Consider the following 16,160-nt stretch of genomic DNA (forward strand, 5'->3'; position numbering starts at 1 on the left):
TAGAAAAATATCATCTAATTTTTTTACTTGATAAAACAAGATGACATCACTTATAGGTTAGAGAAAAAGAGAAAAGGTTTATTAATAGTAACAGAACACCTTTATATTCTAAATCAAATGTTAATCTTAGAATTAGGGATTTACCTGGTTTTGTTTATCCGGTTCAATACCCTCATCCTCTTCCTCAACAATGTTGCTAAAGTTTTTATGCGCTAAATCTCTCTCTCGTTGAAAGAGTAAATAATGACTGCTTTTTCTGACGCTTGCGATACCCTCACGCATTGACTTTTTAAGTTCACTAAGGGCTTCACCTGGATTTTCATCATCCTGCATTTTTTTTATTGCTTCTAATTGTTGTGTAAAATTTTCGGCTAGGTAAAGGTAATGAATATTGTCATGCAGCAAGCCTTTAGTGAGTTGAAACTCTGCGAGTTTTTTGGTAAACCATCCAATAAACGGAGCTGTTGAAAATTTAATAATATAATTTTTGCTAACCTCTTGCACATAGGAGCGGACGGACGTTCTTAAAGCCTCTATTTCGAGCCGTAATTTATGACTCTCCTTGATTGTGTCTAAAATAACTTCAGGACTAACAGTCTTGAGATCATCTACGTTGATCTGGGTGTCTTGGGATAAGGTTTGACTGGAAGTTTCTATTTCACTTGTTACATATTTATTTACACGTTCTTTAAATTTTTTAAGTCTAGAACTCTCATCCACACCTAATGCCCAAGGAAAATAAGCTATTGGGTTAAGTCGAGCATGCATAATGTATTGGAGGAAACCAGGCGTATAATTGTTAACTCCCTCAGTCACTATTTCCAGATTCGATTTTTTTCCATTAGCGAATTGCATCGCTGCATCCCATATTTTTTTGACTTTTCCATTTTCTTGATATTTGGGATCCAGACCAACCTTAAAACGCTCAAAAGTTGCATCAGGATATTCTTTAACGTCGTTTGCTATGAATTCCTTTAGTCTCTTATAGATATATAAAGTTTCTAATTGTTTTTCTGTATCCTTAAGAGCTCTCTTGATGGTCTCTGTTTTGTCTAAAGTTTTTTTGTGCAGTTCAGCATGTGAGTCAACGTCCATATTCTCTACAAGTTGACCTATCAACCTACTTGCAAAATCTCTATGTTGTTCAATGAAACTTTTTGGTTTAAATAGGTCATGGCCTACCTCGTTTGTATGTGGAAAGAGCTCAGCAAATTTTAATTGGGCGGCTGCGGCAATGTCTTTGTTAGTTGAGCAATAGCTTTTAATTTTTGTCCTTAAAATTTCTGCTTCGTTTGCAACCCCAGGCTTATTCTGTTCAATACCTGGTTTTCCAAAAGCACCATTTTGGACAAGGCTGCTACTTGATTGAATGTCTTGAAACCGGCATTGAGAACGATAATAGAGCACAGCGAGTAATAAACTTCGTTCATCAGTAATTTTGGGAATGTAATGTGAAGAGTTCGGTAGGGGCTCCCCAAGTTTTTTTCCAGCTGCGTCTATCTTAGTTGCAATACCTTGGCCACTATAGACATTGCCTTCAATTGCGGCCCCTAGACTTGCCATTTTATGGACTGCTTCCCAAGGGGTCATGTCGGTATCTACATCTACATTTGTGTAAGGTGTTGTCAAAGCAGCCGGATAACTAATGTCTCCATATTTTGCTGCAAGGTGTCGGGTCTCCTCGTCTAGTTTTTTCCACCATTCAGTTAGTGTCAATGGCATCACATTCTCCAATAGGAAAAACTCTTCTCATTAATATTGTACCATTAGTTTATTATTTGATCATTAAGTATTTAAAAAGATCTATTTGAAGCCGGTTCATGTGTTTATTTTTGCTAAAAATATATTAGTTAAGATTATTTTTTGGAAGGGGATGGGAAGAAAAATTGAGATGCAATTGAGTTATTTGATTATAAAGGTGCGTCGGAAGATTCGTATGTTGGATTTAATATTCCAACATACGAATCGCATACTTAAACGCTTATTCATCTTCCCAGCTGAGAGTTCCACCTGCTTGATATTCAATGACGCGCGTTTCAAAGAAGTTTTTCTCTTTTTTCAAATCCATCATTTCACTCATCCAAGGGAATGGGTTTTCAGCACCAGGGTACTGATCTGGAAGTCCAATTTGATTTAAACGGCGGTTGGCAATGAAGTGTAAGTATTCTTCAAACATTTCTGCATTCATTCCCAAAATGCCTTGAGGCATGGTGTCTTTGGCATATTGATACTCCAGAGCAACCCCTTGGCGAATCAATTGAATCATTTCTTCTTTAAATTCAGGTGTCCACAAATGAGGATTCTCAATTTTAATTTGGTTGATGACATCAATACCGAAATTCATATGCATGGATTCATCACGTAAAATATATTGGAATTGTTCTGAAGTTCCTACCATTTTATTCCGACGACCCATAGAGAGAATTTGTGTGAAACCAACATAGAAAAAGATTCCTTCAAATATTACATAGAAGGCAATTAAGTCACGCAATAAACGCTGATCATTTTCTACAGTACCGGTATGGAATGTTTCGTCACCCAAGCTTTGAGTATAGGGTAATGCCCAGGCTGCTTTGGTCGCTACAGATGGGATCTCACGATACATATTAAAGACTTCTGCTTCATCAAGTCCCAAACTCTCAATGACGTATTGGTACGCATGAGTATGCAATGCTTCCTCAAAGGCTTGACGTAACAAGTATTGTCTGCATTCAGGATTCGTAATATGTCGATAAACAGCGAGCACTAAATTATTGGCAACCAATGAATCTGCTGTTGAGAAAAATCCCAAATTACGTTTGATAATCAAACGCTCGGCTTCTGTAAGACCCTTAGGATCTTTCCAGAGCGCTACGTCAGCGCTCATATTGATTTCATTTGGCATCCAATGGTTTGCACAAGCAGTTAAATACTTATCCCAAGCCCATTTATATTTAAAGGGGACGAGTTGGTTTAAGTCAGCACGGCAGTTAATGATACGTTTATCATCAACGTGAATACGTGCAGCTCCCATTTCAAGAGGTTCATATCCTGTTGCACCAGTATGAATTATATCCTGTTGTTGTATTATATTTTCTGACATTTAAATTCTCCTGATTATTGGCACGCTTCACAGTCTGGATCGAGAATGGAGCATACCTTAGGTTCCTCAGCTATTATTTTTACTGCATTGAGTGCGCCATCAGTTACAGTAGACTTCTCAGCATTGGAGGCACCTAAGCTGCGTAAGTAATAAGTGGTTTTTAATCCACGTATCCAAGCATGCATGTAGAGTTGATCCAGTTTTTTACCTGAGGGTTGAGCCATATAAATGTTCAACGATTGTGCCTGATCAATCCATTTTTGACGGCGAGAAGCTGCATCAACCAGCCAGATTGGGTCAATTTCAAATGAAGTGGCATAACGTTGTTTCAATTCAGCAGGAATACGGCTGATTGGTTGTACGCTGCCATTAAAGTATTTCAAATCATTGACCATCACCTCATCCCAAAGATTTAATGCTTTCAAATCAGCAACCAAATAAGGATTCACTACAGTGAATTCGCCTGACAAGTTGGATTTGACATATAAGTTCTGGTATGTAGGTTCAATGGATTGTGATACGCCACAAATATTAGAAATTGTCGCTGTAGGTGCTATAGCCATCACATTGGAGTTACGCATTCCTTGTGTACGAACTTTAATGCGCAAACTTTCCCAATCCAAGCGTTGTGAACGATCTTGTTCCAAGTATTTGTTACGAGCTTGCTGTAACAGGTTAATTGAGTCAATTGGCAGTATGCCTTTACTCCATAAAGAACCTTCATAACTGGAATAACTGCCTCGTTCTTTAGCCAAATCACAGGAGGCTTCGATTGCATAATAACTGATTAATTCCATGGATGAGTCAGCAAATTCCACTGCTTCTGGGGAAGCATAATCAATTTTTAATTCATACAATGCGTCTTGAAAGCCCATTAAACCTAAACCAATAGGTCTATGTTTCAAGTTGGAATTACGTGCTTGTGGTACAGAATAGTAGTTAATATCAATCACGTTATCCAACATACGAATAGCTGTTCTAATGGTACGCTTTAATTTTTCAGTATCCAGTTTGCCTTTTTTGATGTGTGCAGGAAGATTGACACTGCCTAGATTACATACAGCGATCTCTTCTTCTGAGGTGTTTAGTGTAATCTCAGTACACAAATTAGAGCTATGAACTACACCCGCATGTTGTTGTGGTGAACGTAAATTGCATGGATCTTTAAAGGTCATCCATGGATGGCCGGTTTCAAAAAGCATGGATAGCATTTTACGCCACAGTTTGACTGCAGATAGCGTTTTTGCATTTTTGATGAGGCCTTGACGTGCTTTTTCTTCATACTCGCGATAGAGTGTTTCAAAAGCTTTACCATATTGATCATGTAAATTAGGCACTTCATCAGGTGAAAATAAAGTCCAATCACCATTTTCACGTACACGCGCCATAAATAAATCGGGTATCCACAATGCGGTATTCATATCGTGTGTACGACGTCGATCATCCCCAGTATTTTTTCTTAGCTCAAGGAATTCTTCTACGTCTTTATGCCAACATTCCAGATAAGCGCAGACTGCCCCTTTGCGTTTACCTCCTTGGTTTACTGCGACAGCAGTTGCATCAGCAACATTCAAGAAGGGAACTACGCCTTGTGACTTTCCATTGGTACCTTTAATATGTGAGCCCATTGCACGTACTGGAGTCCAGTCATTACCCAAACCGCCAGCATATTTGGAAAGCAGGGCATTATCTTTAATGGCACTGTAAATACCGTCCAAATGATCAGGAACAGTGGTCAAGTAGCAACTGGATAATTGAGGTCTAACAGTACCTGAATTAAACAGAGTAGGTGTTGATGACATGTAATCAAAAGAAGACAGCAATTGATAAAACTCAATGGCTTTATTATCTTTATCTTGTTCGCGTAGAGCCAGCCCCATAGCAACACGCATAAAGAATGCCTGCGGCAATTCATAACGTACGCCATGATCATGAATGAAGTAACGATCATATAAGGTTTGTAAACTTAAATAGCTAAACTTCATATCACGTTCGGGTAACAGTGCTTTGCCGAGTTTTTCTAAATCAAAATCGGCCATTTTCACATCCAGCATTCCTTGTTTGATACCATGAGCAATATACACTTTGAAGTAAGCTGGATAGAGTTTACTCATTTCATCAAAGGTTGCATCTGTTTGGATTTCTAATTTAGTTAGTGCCTCCATACGCAAGCTGTCTAATAGCAAGCGAGCACTGACATAGGTATAGTTTGGTTCCTTCTCAACTAATGTGCGCGCAGCCATAATCAATGCTTTGTGTACATCTTCAAATTTCGCTTGATTGTAAAGATTACGCATTGCATCTTTAATCACAGGATCTGCTTGAACATGCTCTAAATTACGACATGCTTCATTAACAATCGTGTTCATACGCTCAGTATCTAATGGCTTTAATTCACCATCAGGCATCGTAATTAATAGGGTTTTACTATCACTCGCCTGTTGTTTTAATTCATTTTCGCGTGCTTTACGATGCTCTTCTCGGTACAACACATAAGCGCGAGCAACTTTGTAGTGACCACTGCGCATGAGTGCTAACTCTACTTGATCCTGAATGTCCTCAATATGAACTGCACCACCACTGGGCAAGCGGCGTTTAAACACTTGGGATATTTGACGGGTAAGCTCTTCAATTTGTTGATGAATACGATCTGAGGTAGAGGCTGTACCCCCTTCGTCGGCAATGAATGCCTTAGTGATTGCAACTTTAATTTTCGAATCATCGTAATTTACTACTTTACCATTGCGCTTAATGGTTTTTAATAAACCAGGGGCATTAGCGGTCAATTCCAGTTGACTCGTTTGCGGTACATCATTTACCGGATCAAGGATTGCGGACATTTTTCCTCCACGCTTTTTTATTGTTATTTTATTATTAACAGGCAGTTAAATTTATTCACTACTAAACAGATTATAGCACAATATATTGGGTTATTCTGGGTGTAAAATAACAAGATAATGTGTTTTTGCTTATTGGTCAAGAGAATAATATGGGAGTATTTTGTGGATAAGTTGTGGGTTTATACACAATTATTCTTTATAAACGCATCGTAGCCTAGTTGCTTGCAACCAGGATTTACTAAAATGTATCCGATAACAGCTTTGTAGCCTGGGTGCAGCGCAGCGGAACCCGGGAAAAAAGGTGTTAGGCAAACCCGGGTTCCGCTGCGCTGCACCCAGGCTACGTTCTATGTTCGTTTTTTTACAATAATTGCATCACTGACATTAGAAAAACCATGAACATTTAGCAAAAACGAGCCAATATGCGCATAAAGTTGACTTGAGCTTCCTCCATCCAGATTAATTGCATCGATGCATGACAAGGGAGGTGATTTGAGTAACTGAGCAAGCTTGTTCGTAGTCATCGCTGCATTAGTTGAAACCAGAATAATTATTCTCCCATCCTCAGTGATTCCAAGAGCAGAACGGTCAGCAATACCTGGTTTGAGGGATGGAATTTTTCCTTTAATTAATAATCGGGGTCCGCTTTGAATGGCAAAATCAATATCATTGTCATGGCTAAAACGGTTTAAGCTGGAAATATACGCTTTATTATCCTTTACATAAAAAATTCCCCACCAACTAATTCGTTTCAAAGGATTGATCAATTTTTTATTATTGATCCTAAGACCTAATGGCTTAAATTCATGATCAAAAAAACCTCCATTAATACTTAACAGTGCTTTGCTGTGTTCAGCAAATTGATCCGCAGAAGCATTTTTTAACGATAATTTTTTTGCGTTGACCAAGGCGAGTTTATTTTTATTGAGATCGATACGAAATACATAAATATGTGACCAGGGTGAAAGGATACCTCCAGAAAGGTCCTGATATTCAATACCGGGACTTAATTTACGCCAGTACCCTTCAGCATAGGAAAAATGGAATGGCATAAGGGTGATGCAAAAAACAAATAATAAATGGAACAAATATGATTTGTTTGCAGGATAAACATTGGTTTGTGAAGACATGTTATTGTATCCTTATGTACATCATTCAATACCACGGAATCTCTTATGCAAATTAGAACGCAACATAACAATAGTGAAGTACATAAGTCAACAATAGATTTAACTCGCTTGATGAATGATGTACTTGAACTCGCCAAAAAAGAAGGCGCAACTGATGCAATGGTCGCAGTAAATAATGATAAGGGTTTTTCAGTGGATGTGCGCATGGGTGAAGTTGAAACGGTTGCATTTAGCGAGGATAAGGGCGTTGGTTTGACTGTTTATATTGGGCAACGCAAGGGAGGGGCCAGCAGCACAGATACATCGCCTGCTGCGTTGGAGGCAATGGTAAAAGCAGCATGTGATATAGCTCGAGTGAGTGCTGAAGATCCATGCTTTGGATTAGCTGATAAAGAGTTGATGTCTCGAAATCATCCAGATCTTGATTTGTTTCATCCTTGGGATATAAATCCTCAACAAGCAATTGAGTTGGCTTTAAAATGCGAGAAGTATGCATTATCACTGGATAAACGAATAACTAATTCAGATGGAGTAAATGTATCTTCATACGAGTCACACCATGGATTTGCCAATACACATGGTGGATCTGGATTTATCCATAGCACACGTCACGGTTTAAGTTGCTCTTTAATTGCGAAAGATGGTGAGGAAATGCAACGTGATTATGACTATACAACGGTTCGTGATTCACAAGATTTAGTAGACCCTCATGTCATTGCTAAAAATGCTGTTGATCGTGCGATAAGTCGTTTGGGTGCACAGCAGATTGCAACCCAAGCAACTCCAGTTATTTTTTCATCGCGTATTTCTAGTGGGTTATTTTCAAGTTTTATTAGTGCAATCAGTGGTTCAAATCTTTACAGAAAAAATACGTTCTTGCTGGACTCTATAGGGCAACAAATTTTCCCTGAGTTTATTCGGATTTATGAACAACCACACTTATTAGGTGCTCTGGGTAGTTCGGCATTTGATAGTGAAGGGGTTCCAACACGGCCTAATCTCCTGGTTGAAAAAGGGCGTGTGAAACAATACGTATTAGGTAGTTATTCCGCTCGAAGAATGGGATTAAAAACCACAGCAAACGCTGATGGGGTTCATAATTTAACGATCGATCCAACAGCAGGTGATCTTGCCGATTTATTAAAAAAAATGGGTAAGGGGTTATTAGTTACCGAATTGATGGGACAAGGAGTAAATATTGTAACAGGTGATTATTCACGAGGTGCCAGTGGCTATTGGGTTGAAGAGGGCAAAATTCAATATCCAGTTGATGGTATTACTATTGCAGGAAATCTAAAAGATATGTTCAAAGCTATTCTTGCTGTGGGTAACGATATTAATCCAAATATTGCAACACGATGCGGCTCCGTATTAATCGAAAAAATGATGGTCGCTGGGAAGTAAAAGGAAAATAAAACTCTTTGCGTCATAGCAGGAGAAGGATAGGCTGGGCTAGTAAGCTCAGCCTATACGAGTTTAAAATACCAGATAATCCAATCCAGAAATAAAGCAAAAATACAAATGCTCCAATAAGATAATGGAAAAGTAGGTGGATACACTGATTGCTTATATTGGCTCACATCATCGATTGATAAAATAATACAGAATAAAATTAAAGCAGGGAAAACAATTGACAAACCACCCAGTTGCATCGGTGTGACACTACAAATTAGTCCGATCAAAAAATAACGCAAAAACCTCTTTAAGCCAAAGTGAATCATTTGCATATTTTTCATAGTGCACCTGTAATTGCTAAATAAATTAAAATCAATAGAAACAATCCAATCGCGATTGTAAAAGTCCAACTGAGTAAATAAGCATACATAGGAGTAAAGGAGGGTAGAAACGTTCCGGTTACTTTTGCCATGATCAAATCATGCAGTGCGAGTACACAACTTACTTGAATCAAAAAGGGCAAGATAACCGTCAAAAAAAGAGGCAAAAACGTGACACATCCTGCAAACGTACCAATTAATAGATAGCGTAAGAATCGTTTGATGCTGTATTTTATATAATCAAGAATTTTGGGGGTCAACATCGTTGTGAGTCGCTTATTTATATAATATTCAAAGAATATCATGCTTTTAATCAAGGTAGTGAACTTGCTTTGTTGATTCTTTATTCTACGCTTTAGGTAAGGGGATTGAAATTGGAGTCGCGGCATGCGCAGGGTAATTTTGGCTGCATTGCTGGTAGTAAATACTGCTTTTGCAGGTGAAGAAATTGTTGGTTTTGCAGCATATGAAAATGGAGATTACTCCACTGCTTACCCTTATTTAATGAAATCGGCAAGGGATGGAAATCCCGAAGCCATGTATTTAATTGGTCGTATGTACCAATACGGTGAAGGTATAACTAAAAATTTTACTGAAGCAATGAGTTGGTATCAAAAATCCGCCGATAAAAATAATGCCTTGGCACAACTCAGTCTTGGGTTTATGTATGATCTGGGCCAAGGGGTAAAGCAAAATTTTCCAGAAGCATTTAAATGGTATATGAAGTCAGCAAAACAAGGAAATGCGATCGCGCAAAGAAACATTGGCCTAATGTATGTGACCGGTGATGGTGTTAAAGAAGATAAAAAAGCTGCATTCCAGTGGTTCGAAAAATCTGCAAAACAAGGATACAGTAAAGCACAAGTGAATCTTGCCTACGACTATATTATGGGTGAAGGAACAGCAAAAGATATTAACAAGGCTTTAGAATGGTATCAAAAAGCTGCCGATCAGGGTGACGTTAGGGCAGAGTATAGCCTAGGTCTTTTGTATACTGGGCAACAACCAGGTGTTGCCCAAGATGATAAATTAGCATTTTATTGGTTTTCTCAAGCAGCCAATCAAGGCCATGTCAAAGCAGAAACTTATTTGGCTTATTACTATCTAAAAGGGTATGGAGTTGAACCAAACCCAGAAAAAGCTGCTTATTGGTACCAGGCTGCAGCACTGAGTGGACAACCTGAGGCGCAAGCTGAAATAGGTCAATTACTTCTAACTGGCACTGGAATTGATAAAGATTACCAACAAGCCGCATATTGGTTTACTAAAGCTGCCGCACAGGGAAGTCCTATCGGGCAGGCCAAATTAGGTTATATGTATCTTGCTGGATTGGGTGTAGACAAAGATTGGATTAAAGCGTATGCCTTGTTTAAGATAGCGGCACAGAACAAAAATGAGGAAGCAGCAAAAGAGCTAAAGATGTTGAAAAATAAACTATCTGATGCTGATGTTAAAGCAGGCAATGATTTGGCCAAAGAAATAATTCAAAACAACAACTTTAAGGTACCTCAAAGAGAAGAATAATTGTCTCTTGGAGTGCACCATTCATTTGCGTGAACGTATCTCCGGATCCTACCTAAAATTGTTAGTTTTTTGTAAAAAAATTTAAAGTTCAAAAATGATATTCCCTGGGTTGTGTAAAATAAATACTATTGTAAATTTAAGGGCTAATGATCGAAGAGATCATTCTATTGCCTGAAGTGGTGTTTTATGCAGGAACGACAAGAATTAATGAAAGAACTGATTAATAATGCAAATACTCCTGCATTATCGTTATCTTGGTGTCAAAAAGGCACCCGCCATGCTGTGGCTTATGGAAAGACTGATACATCAGCAGCAAACCTTGTTGATACAAATACTTTATTTCAAGCGGCATCCCTCAGTAAACCCGTATCAGCAGCTATTATTTTAGATTTAGTTGCTCAAGGTCAATGGGACTTAGATACTCCTCTAGCGTATATTGCTCAATATGGCCCCCAAGAACTTTGGGATGACCCTCATTATGAAACGCTTACAACTCGCATGGTCATCGGACAATGTTCTGGTCTAGCAAACTTTGGCCAGCCTGGTGAGGATGGAACAAAATTTATCGCAGAACCTAACACTCGATTTACTTATTCAGGAGTAGCACTTGATTTTTTAAAGCAGGCTGTTGAGAAAAAAACTGGAAAAAAATGGGAAGAAATTGCCCAAGATTTTTTTAAAAGAGCTGGCATGAAAAGCTCCACCTTTCAGAGGCAGTTGCCAGAAGGCCATCTCAACGGTGTTTATCGAGATGTTGCTAAAGCGCACAAAGTAAATCTATCTTCTGATGCTCCCTTTACTCCTTTACCACCATTACCAGACAATACACCTGGGATCCCTGCAGGATCTATGCTTACAACCGCAGAGGACTATATCGCTTTTCTGCAGTATTGTTTTAAAAATGATTATCTTAGATCAACATTACTGACAGGTGCTCTATCAGAACTACCCCAAACAACCTCCCCTGAAACCACACAAATCCAGTGGGGTTTGGGAATGGGAGTTTACAGAGATCTAGAAAAGACTATTGCATTTCATTGGGGAAATAATGAAGGCTCTATTTCATTTTGTGCAATGGACATGGCAACTGGTGATTGCGCCGTAAGTTTTTCAAATTCAATGAACGGACCGACTGTGTTTCAGCAGGTAGCAGAGTCTATTGTTGGCGGTATAAAACCATTATTTCAATGGTTATCTACTTATTGTTGTTTTAAAGATGTAAACCCACCTAAAGCACCAGACGCAATTGTAGAAACAGTTTGTTCAATTCGCTCATTAGCCGACAAAAGCCCTGTACCGCATGGGATAGACATAACAAATCACTTCAAACAAGGAGTGAAGCAATTACAAAGTGACATAATCCCAACTAGTTTTTCCGAAGATGCTAAAACCTTTATAGTATAATTAGCGATATTTGTGATCAATCAAAGTATATAAGCCAATTTTTTGGCATGCTCACGGGCACGCATACGTTCACGTTGGTGTAGAACAATAAATCTGTCATCAGCCTAATAGACATTGAAACTTTGCCGAATCACATTGACCGAGATTTTTCCATTTTTATCTTTGGTTCTTTTGAACAATGTATATACGGTAAGATTTAGATTTTCGCTCGTAGCATAAGCTACACTGAGGAAGTAGGTGCTCTCTAGGGTTATTTGATCATTCGCTATATCAAGTTTTTTGAGTAATTCCGAGATTGTTCCTAAGTCTTTTATCCCATTTTCTTTTCTTGCCTTGATTAATTCATTCAGTTGGGTTTCCTTCATGCCGCTGCTTAGTGATTTGAGTACTTTTAGTGGTGCTGTATTGATATTAATTGGTGTCGCTTCAGGTAATGCAGTAATTAAAGGTTCGAGCGCCAAATAAAGTGGAGCGTTTACATCTTTGACCAGACGCAACTCAGACTTACTGCTCATAAATTGATGGCTGGGGTAATAGGGTGGTTTTTGACTCGTATAATAGGATAGATAATTGTCCTTGCCCCGTGCGAGATCATAAACAGAGAGCCAATCATTAATTGCTAAGGTTAACTTTACTTTTTCGGATTCAGCATTTTGCGGTATGACGGTACCGATAAGGTTTATAAACCCTAGCATTGCTTTCCTATTCCCTAAGTTATTAATGTTGTATAGGGCTTGTAAATCATAAAGTCCCCCCTTCAAGGTAACGGTGTTGTAGGTATTTTCCATATTAGAAGGATAGAGGCTGACGATTCCTTGAGGCGTTGCTTTAGTAAATTTATTTTTTTTATCAGCTAATTGACCAAGTGCCCAGAAGGGAACCGCTTGCGAAGCAAGATATAGCCTGTCATGCGTGACTATAAGTTTTGTACGGTAAATATCTAATTGTACTTTAGTGCTCATTGCTGTGGCTACAATTGCAACTAGAGTCATAATAAACAGTGAGGTGAGTAGGGCGCTACCTTTTATCATTTTAGCCTTCAGCATAAAGCGCACCCGCTAGAATAAAAAATAAATTTATTTCGCCCTGATCTTGCAAAGTCATATTAACTTGTATGGCTTTGGGAAAAGGCTCTTTGCGCTGGTTTAAAGCGACTGCTTGCTCTCTCCACTCAGGCAGTACTTGTAAATTTTGATTTAAATAACCGAAATGACAATTAGTAAGACGGTTCAGCAAAAGCTTATCCTCATAGATGTTTTGATTGATTCTATCAAGAGTGCTCCAGGTTCTACGAATTAAGGCCCCTTGTTGACAGACATAAGCAACTCGTTTGAGCGTACTGCGTTTTTCAATGCTTCCTGGGTTTACATCTCCATCACGAGTGAATTCTAGATAGTTCGTTTGTCCTATAAAAGCAGGCAACAGTTGCATGTCATTACTACGAATAGGACGTTCCAATGTTTGACTTGTATCTTGTTGAATGAGGCTTATTGCAAGTTGCAGCTCATTTAGACGTTGACTTTGTTCATTGACTCGAGAGCGTGTTGTGAATGCATTATACAAAACAGAGGAAGTGATTGTTGCCAAAATCGCAAACACTGCGAGTGCGATTAAGATTTCAATCAGGGTGAAGCCATTAATCTCTGTAGAAGTGATATTTTTTTTCATGGTACATACCGAAATGCTTGCAGCTCTTCTCTAAAAGGGCCTGATTTTTCTGTACTCACAGAAATAACTATTTTTTGAATATTTTTTTGTGGCGTGGAGCTCACTTTTGCTCGCCAGTACCAGTGTTCATTCAACATGGTTGTATCCTGGGTCGTTTCTTGACTTTGATTAATCTGTAATAAATTGAGCTGAATCATTGCTACACCTTGCATAGCAACCCAATGACTCACAGTTTTTTCTTTTACTCGGCGTGTTGTTTCTACATTTTGTGATATTGCTTTAAGCAGAGCAGTTAATGCAATTGCTATTATAGAAAGTGCTAGTAATACCTCAATTAAAGTGAATCCTGATTTATTAGACCTCTTTGGAAACTCTACTGAGGGGGCGGATTGCTTCGTCGATCCGGTGCTCGAATCCTCATGTACTAGCGTGTACACTCCGGTTCTGCGCGCCGTCTCTCCTTGCACTTCATCCCCCGCAGCGAGTTTCCGAAGAGGTCTGTTATATTGTGCATTCATTTAGTTTGTACCACATTAAGTTGCAATTCCCCATTACGTTTACCAATCAGCGATGCTAAATTATGGTCCTGTTTGCTGCCAAAATTCAAAGTAAAAGGGGTCATGTCACCGGAAGCAGAAATAATAATGGCAGGGGCTCCTGCTGGAGTTGAGTGATTGGTTTTCAAAGTAATATGTGCGTCTTGGGGAAAATAAGTCATTTTAAACACCCCTTTTTCGGAAATAGGCCTCCATTGAGTGTTGTTGTTGAGCTGTAGAACTTGATAACTGGCATTATCAATACGCAAACCCAGCGTGCCAGTTTCTAAAATAGCCTGCTGTTGCGCTAAACGAATTGTATTAACTAATTGTTCTGCAGAAAATAAGATACGACGACTTTCACCAAAATCACCAAAAGCAATTAAGGCAAAACCAAAGGTTATGCCTATAATCACTAAAACAATCAAGATTTCAATTAGAGTAAAACCTTGATTAGACCGCTTCGACACTTCTCTCTCTGTAGCGTGTTGTCGAAAAAGTCTATTTTTTCTCATCCCAGTTACCAATTTCGGCATTAATACCTGTACCTCCAGGTTGTCCCTCAGCACCGTAGGTGAATACATCTACATCACCGTGTTGACCAGGATTTAAATAAAGGTAATCTCGGCCCCATGGATCTTTGGGAAGCGATTTCAGATATTGTTTCCAGTTATTCGGTGCTGGATTTGATGTGGGTTTCTCAACAAGTGCCAACAAGCCTTGATCAGTAGATGGGTAATTACCATTATCAAGCTTAAATAAATCCAGGGCATTTTGTATTGCAAGTACGTCTTGCTTGGCCTTTACTTTTCGTGCCTCATCGGGACGGCCCATAATTTTAGGTACAACTATAGAAGCTAGAATACCTAATATAACAACCACAACCATGATTTCAATTAATGAAAAACCTTTTTGTCTATTCATTTTTACTCCAATTAACCACAAACTGATTTTTAACTTTAAGTAATTAGTTGCTCCATAGAGAAAATAGGTAACAACGTAGCGAGTACAATAAACAAAACAATTGCACCCATCAACAAAATCACCATTGGCTCCAATAATGTCAATGAGGTATCAATTAACCGCTTGACTTCATTATCCAGATGTACGGCGGCCCGTTCCATCATATTCGATAATTGGCCACTTTTCTCACCGCTGGCAATTAAATGGATTGCCATGGGACTAATATAACCTGTTTCCTTTAAAGCCTCATTAATACCGCATCCTTCCTTAACTTTAACTGCTGCAGTATCAAAAGCTTGCCGCATAACAACGTTAGTTACTAGACTCGCTGCAACACGCATTGTTTCTAGAACGCTTACACCCGCTGCGAATAGTATACCAAAAGTGTGGATATAACGCGAAACATTAACTGTTTTTACTAAGTACGAAACTATAGGTAATCTCAATAATAGGCGATGCCAAAGTGTTTTAATTTTCTCATTGGCAAGACTTTTCTTAAAGCCGATAATCACTACAATAACCCCAATTAAAGCATATAAACCATAATCCTTAATAAAATGGCTTATATTAATTAATATGAGTGTCATTTCCGGTAGGGTTTGTCCGCCACTGGTAAAGACTTCTATGATTTTAGGAACTACAAAACTCAGCAAAAAGCAAATAATAGCAATAGAAACGATGATCATAATAAGGGGATAAATCAAGGCTTGTTGAACTTTTTGTCGGGTTTGCTGTTGATTTTCAGTATAGTCTGCTAATTTTTCTAAAACCACATCAAGATGCCCAGTTTGCTCACCTGAACCCACTGTTGAACGATATAATTCGGGGAATGCTTGTGGAAATTGTCCCATCGCTTGTGCTAATCCATAACCTTCAAGCACTTTTGCACGAACGCCGATAATCAGTTCTCTTACTTTATCTTTTTCTGTTTGCTCACTGACTCCACGTAATGATTCTTCAACGGGAATGCCAGCGGCCAGCAATGTAGCCAATTGGCGTGTAAATAACGCAAGATCTGCCGCAGAAATTTTGCCTTTGGCATTGTTACCCGAACGTTGCTGAGTGAGAACACGAATTTGGGTTGGAATTAATCCTTGATCACGCAAAAGTTGGCGCGCATGACGCTCAGAATCTGCTTCCAATACGCCTTTGGTTGCGTTTCCACTTTTTTGAAGCGCCTGATATTGATAAGCACCCATAATTTTTTATGGTTTATGTTAAAAACATAGAGTTTAATC

The 16,160-nt window shown here is 38.7% G+C and carries 15 protein-coding genes; 3 read left to right on the plus strand and 12 right to left on the minus strand.

Going from position 1 to position 16,160, the window contains the following annotated elements; translation table 11 throughout:
- Positions 1–132 precede the first annotated feature (132 nt).
- The 4 genes from Lstg_RS09580 to Lstg_RS09595 all read right to left on the minus strand — a co-directional run bounded on the left by Lstg_RS09580 (position 133) and on the right by Lstg_RS09595 (position 7,052).
- The gene (locus Lstg_RS09580) at positions 133–1,722 is read right to left on the minus strand and encodes a hypothetical protein (RefSeq protein WP_058477439.1); all 1,590 of its coding nucleotides are present in this window, start codon (positions 1,720–1,722) and stop codon (positions 133–135) included.
- A 259-nt stretch (positions 1,723–1,981) separates the two neighbouring features.
- Positions 1,982–3,082 (minus strand): ribonucleotide-diphosphate reductase subunit beta, encoded by a 1,101-nt coding sequence (locus Lstg_RS09585; protein ID WP_058477440.1) that lies wholly within the window; start codon positions 3,080–3,082, stop codon positions 1,982–1,984.
- Positions 3,083–3,096: 14 nt separating this feature from the next.
- Positions 3,097–5,922 (minus strand): ribonucleoside-diphosphate reductase subunit alpha, encoded by a 2,826-nt coding sequence (locus Lstg_RS09590; RefSeq protein ID WP_058477441.1) that lies wholly within the window; start codon positions 5,920–5,922, stop codon positions 3,097–3,099.
- A 347-nt stretch (positions 5,923–6,269) separates the two neighbouring features.
- Entirely contained in the window at positions 6,270–7,052 is a 783-nt protein-coding gene (locus tag Lstg_RS09595; protein WP_058477442.1) for a phosphodiester glycosidase family protein, read from the minus strand.
- 45 nt (positions 7,053–7,097) lie between these two features.
- Between Lstg_RS09595 and pmbA the strand changes: the two genes are divergently transcribed.
- On the plus strand, positions 7,098–8,456 hold the full coding sequence (gene pmbA, locus Lstg_RS09600; RefSeq protein WP_058477443.1) for a metalloprotease PmbA: 1,359 nt from the start codon (positions 7,098–7,100) through the stop codon (positions 8,454–8,456).
- Positions 8,457–8,518: 62 nt separating this feature from the next.
- On the opposite strand, the gene Lstg_RS09605 is transcribed toward pmbA, so the two are convergent.
- Positions 8,519–8,788 (minus strand): hypothetical protein, encoded by a 270-nt coding sequence (locus Lstg_RS09605; RefSeq protein WP_058477444.1) that lies wholly within the window; start codon positions 8,786–8,788, stop codon positions 8,519–8,521.
- Positions 8,785–9,132: a hypothetical protein gene (locus tag Lstg_RS09610; RefSeq protein ID WP_133129169.1), complete on the minus strand. Its 348-nt coding sequence runs from the start codon at positions 9,130–9,132 to the stop codon at positions 8,785–8,787. Before Lstg_RS09610 ends, Lstg_RS09605 begins: the two co-directional genes overlap by 4 nt.
- Positions 9,133–9,214: 82 nt before the next feature.
- Between Lstg_RS09610 and Lstg_RS09615 the strand changes: the two genes are divergently transcribed.
- Both Lstg_RS09615 and Lstg_RS09620 read left to right on the plus strand, forming a co-directional pair.
- Positions 9,215–10,351: a tetratricopeptide repeat protein gene (locus Lstg_RS09615; RefSeq protein ID WP_058477446.1), complete on the plus strand. Its 1,137-nt coding sequence runs from the start codon at positions 9,215–9,217 to the stop codon at positions 10,349–10,351.
- 186 nt (positions 10,352–10,537) lie between these two features.
- Positions 10,538–11,755 carry a serine hydrolase domain-containing protein gene (locus Lstg_RS09620; protein ID WP_058477447.1) on the plus strand — a complete coding sequence of 406 codons (1,218 nt, stop codon included), beginning with the start codon at positions 10,538–10,540 and terminating at the stop codon, positions 11,753–11,755.
- A 104-nt stretch (positions 11,756–11,859) separates the two neighbouring features.
- Here the strand turns inward: Lstg_RS09620 and gspK are convergent, their stop codons facing one another.
- From gspK to lspF, 6 genes are read right to left on the minus strand one after another with little or no spacing between them, the layout of a single operon-like run.
- The gene (gene gspK / locus Lstg_RS09625) at positions 11,860–12,801 is read right to left on the minus strand and encodes a type II secretion system minor pseudopilin GspK (protein WP_058477448.1); all 942 of its coding nucleotides are present in this window, start codon (positions 12,799–12,801) and stop codon (positions 11,860–11,862) included.
- Positions 12,788–13,423, minus strand: coding sequence for a GspJ family T2SS minor pseudopilin variant LspJ (gene lspJ / locus Lstg_RS09630; RefSeq protein ID WP_058477449.1), 636 nt, complete (start codon positions 13,421–13,423; stop codon positions 12,788–12,790). Before lspJ ends, gspK begins: the two co-directional genes overlap by 14 nt.
- Positions 13,420–13,890, minus strand: a complete 471-nt coding sequence (gene gspI, locus Lstg_RS09635; protein WP_082650836.1) for a type II secretion system minor pseudopilin GspI — start codon at positions 13,888–13,890, stop codon at positions 13,420–13,422. The genes lspJ and gspI overlap by 4 nt, the downstream gene beginning before the upstream one ends.
- A 47-nt stretch (positions 13,891–13,937) precedes the next feature.
- On the minus strand, positions 13,938–14,474 hold the full coding sequence (gene gspH, locus Lstg_RS09640) for a type II secretion system minor pseudopilin GspH (RefSeq protein WP_058477450.1): 537 nt from the start codon (positions 14,472–14,474) through the stop codon (positions 13,938–13,940).
- On the minus strand, positions 14,461–14,883 hold the full coding sequence (gene lspG / locus Lstg_RS09645) for a GspG family T2SS major pseudopilin variant LspG (RefSeq protein WP_058477451.1): 423 nt from the start codon (positions 14,881–14,883) through the stop codon (positions 14,461–14,463). Before lspG ends, gspH begins: the two co-directional genes overlap by 14 nt.
- A gap of 35 nt (positions 14,884–14,918) precedes the next feature.
- Positions 14,919–16,121, minus strand: coding sequence for a GspF family T2SS innner membrane protein variant LspF (gene lspF, locus Lstg_RS09650; RefSeq protein ID WP_058477452.1), 1,203 nt, complete (start codon positions 16,119–16,121; stop codon positions 14,919–14,921).
- Positions 16,122–16,160 lie beyond the last annotated feature (39 nt).

It is taken from the genome of Legionella steigerwaltii (assembly GCF_001468065.1).
Classification (GTDB): Bacteria; Pseudomonadota; Gammaproteobacteria; order Legionellales; family Legionellaceae; genus Legionella; species Legionella steigerwaltii.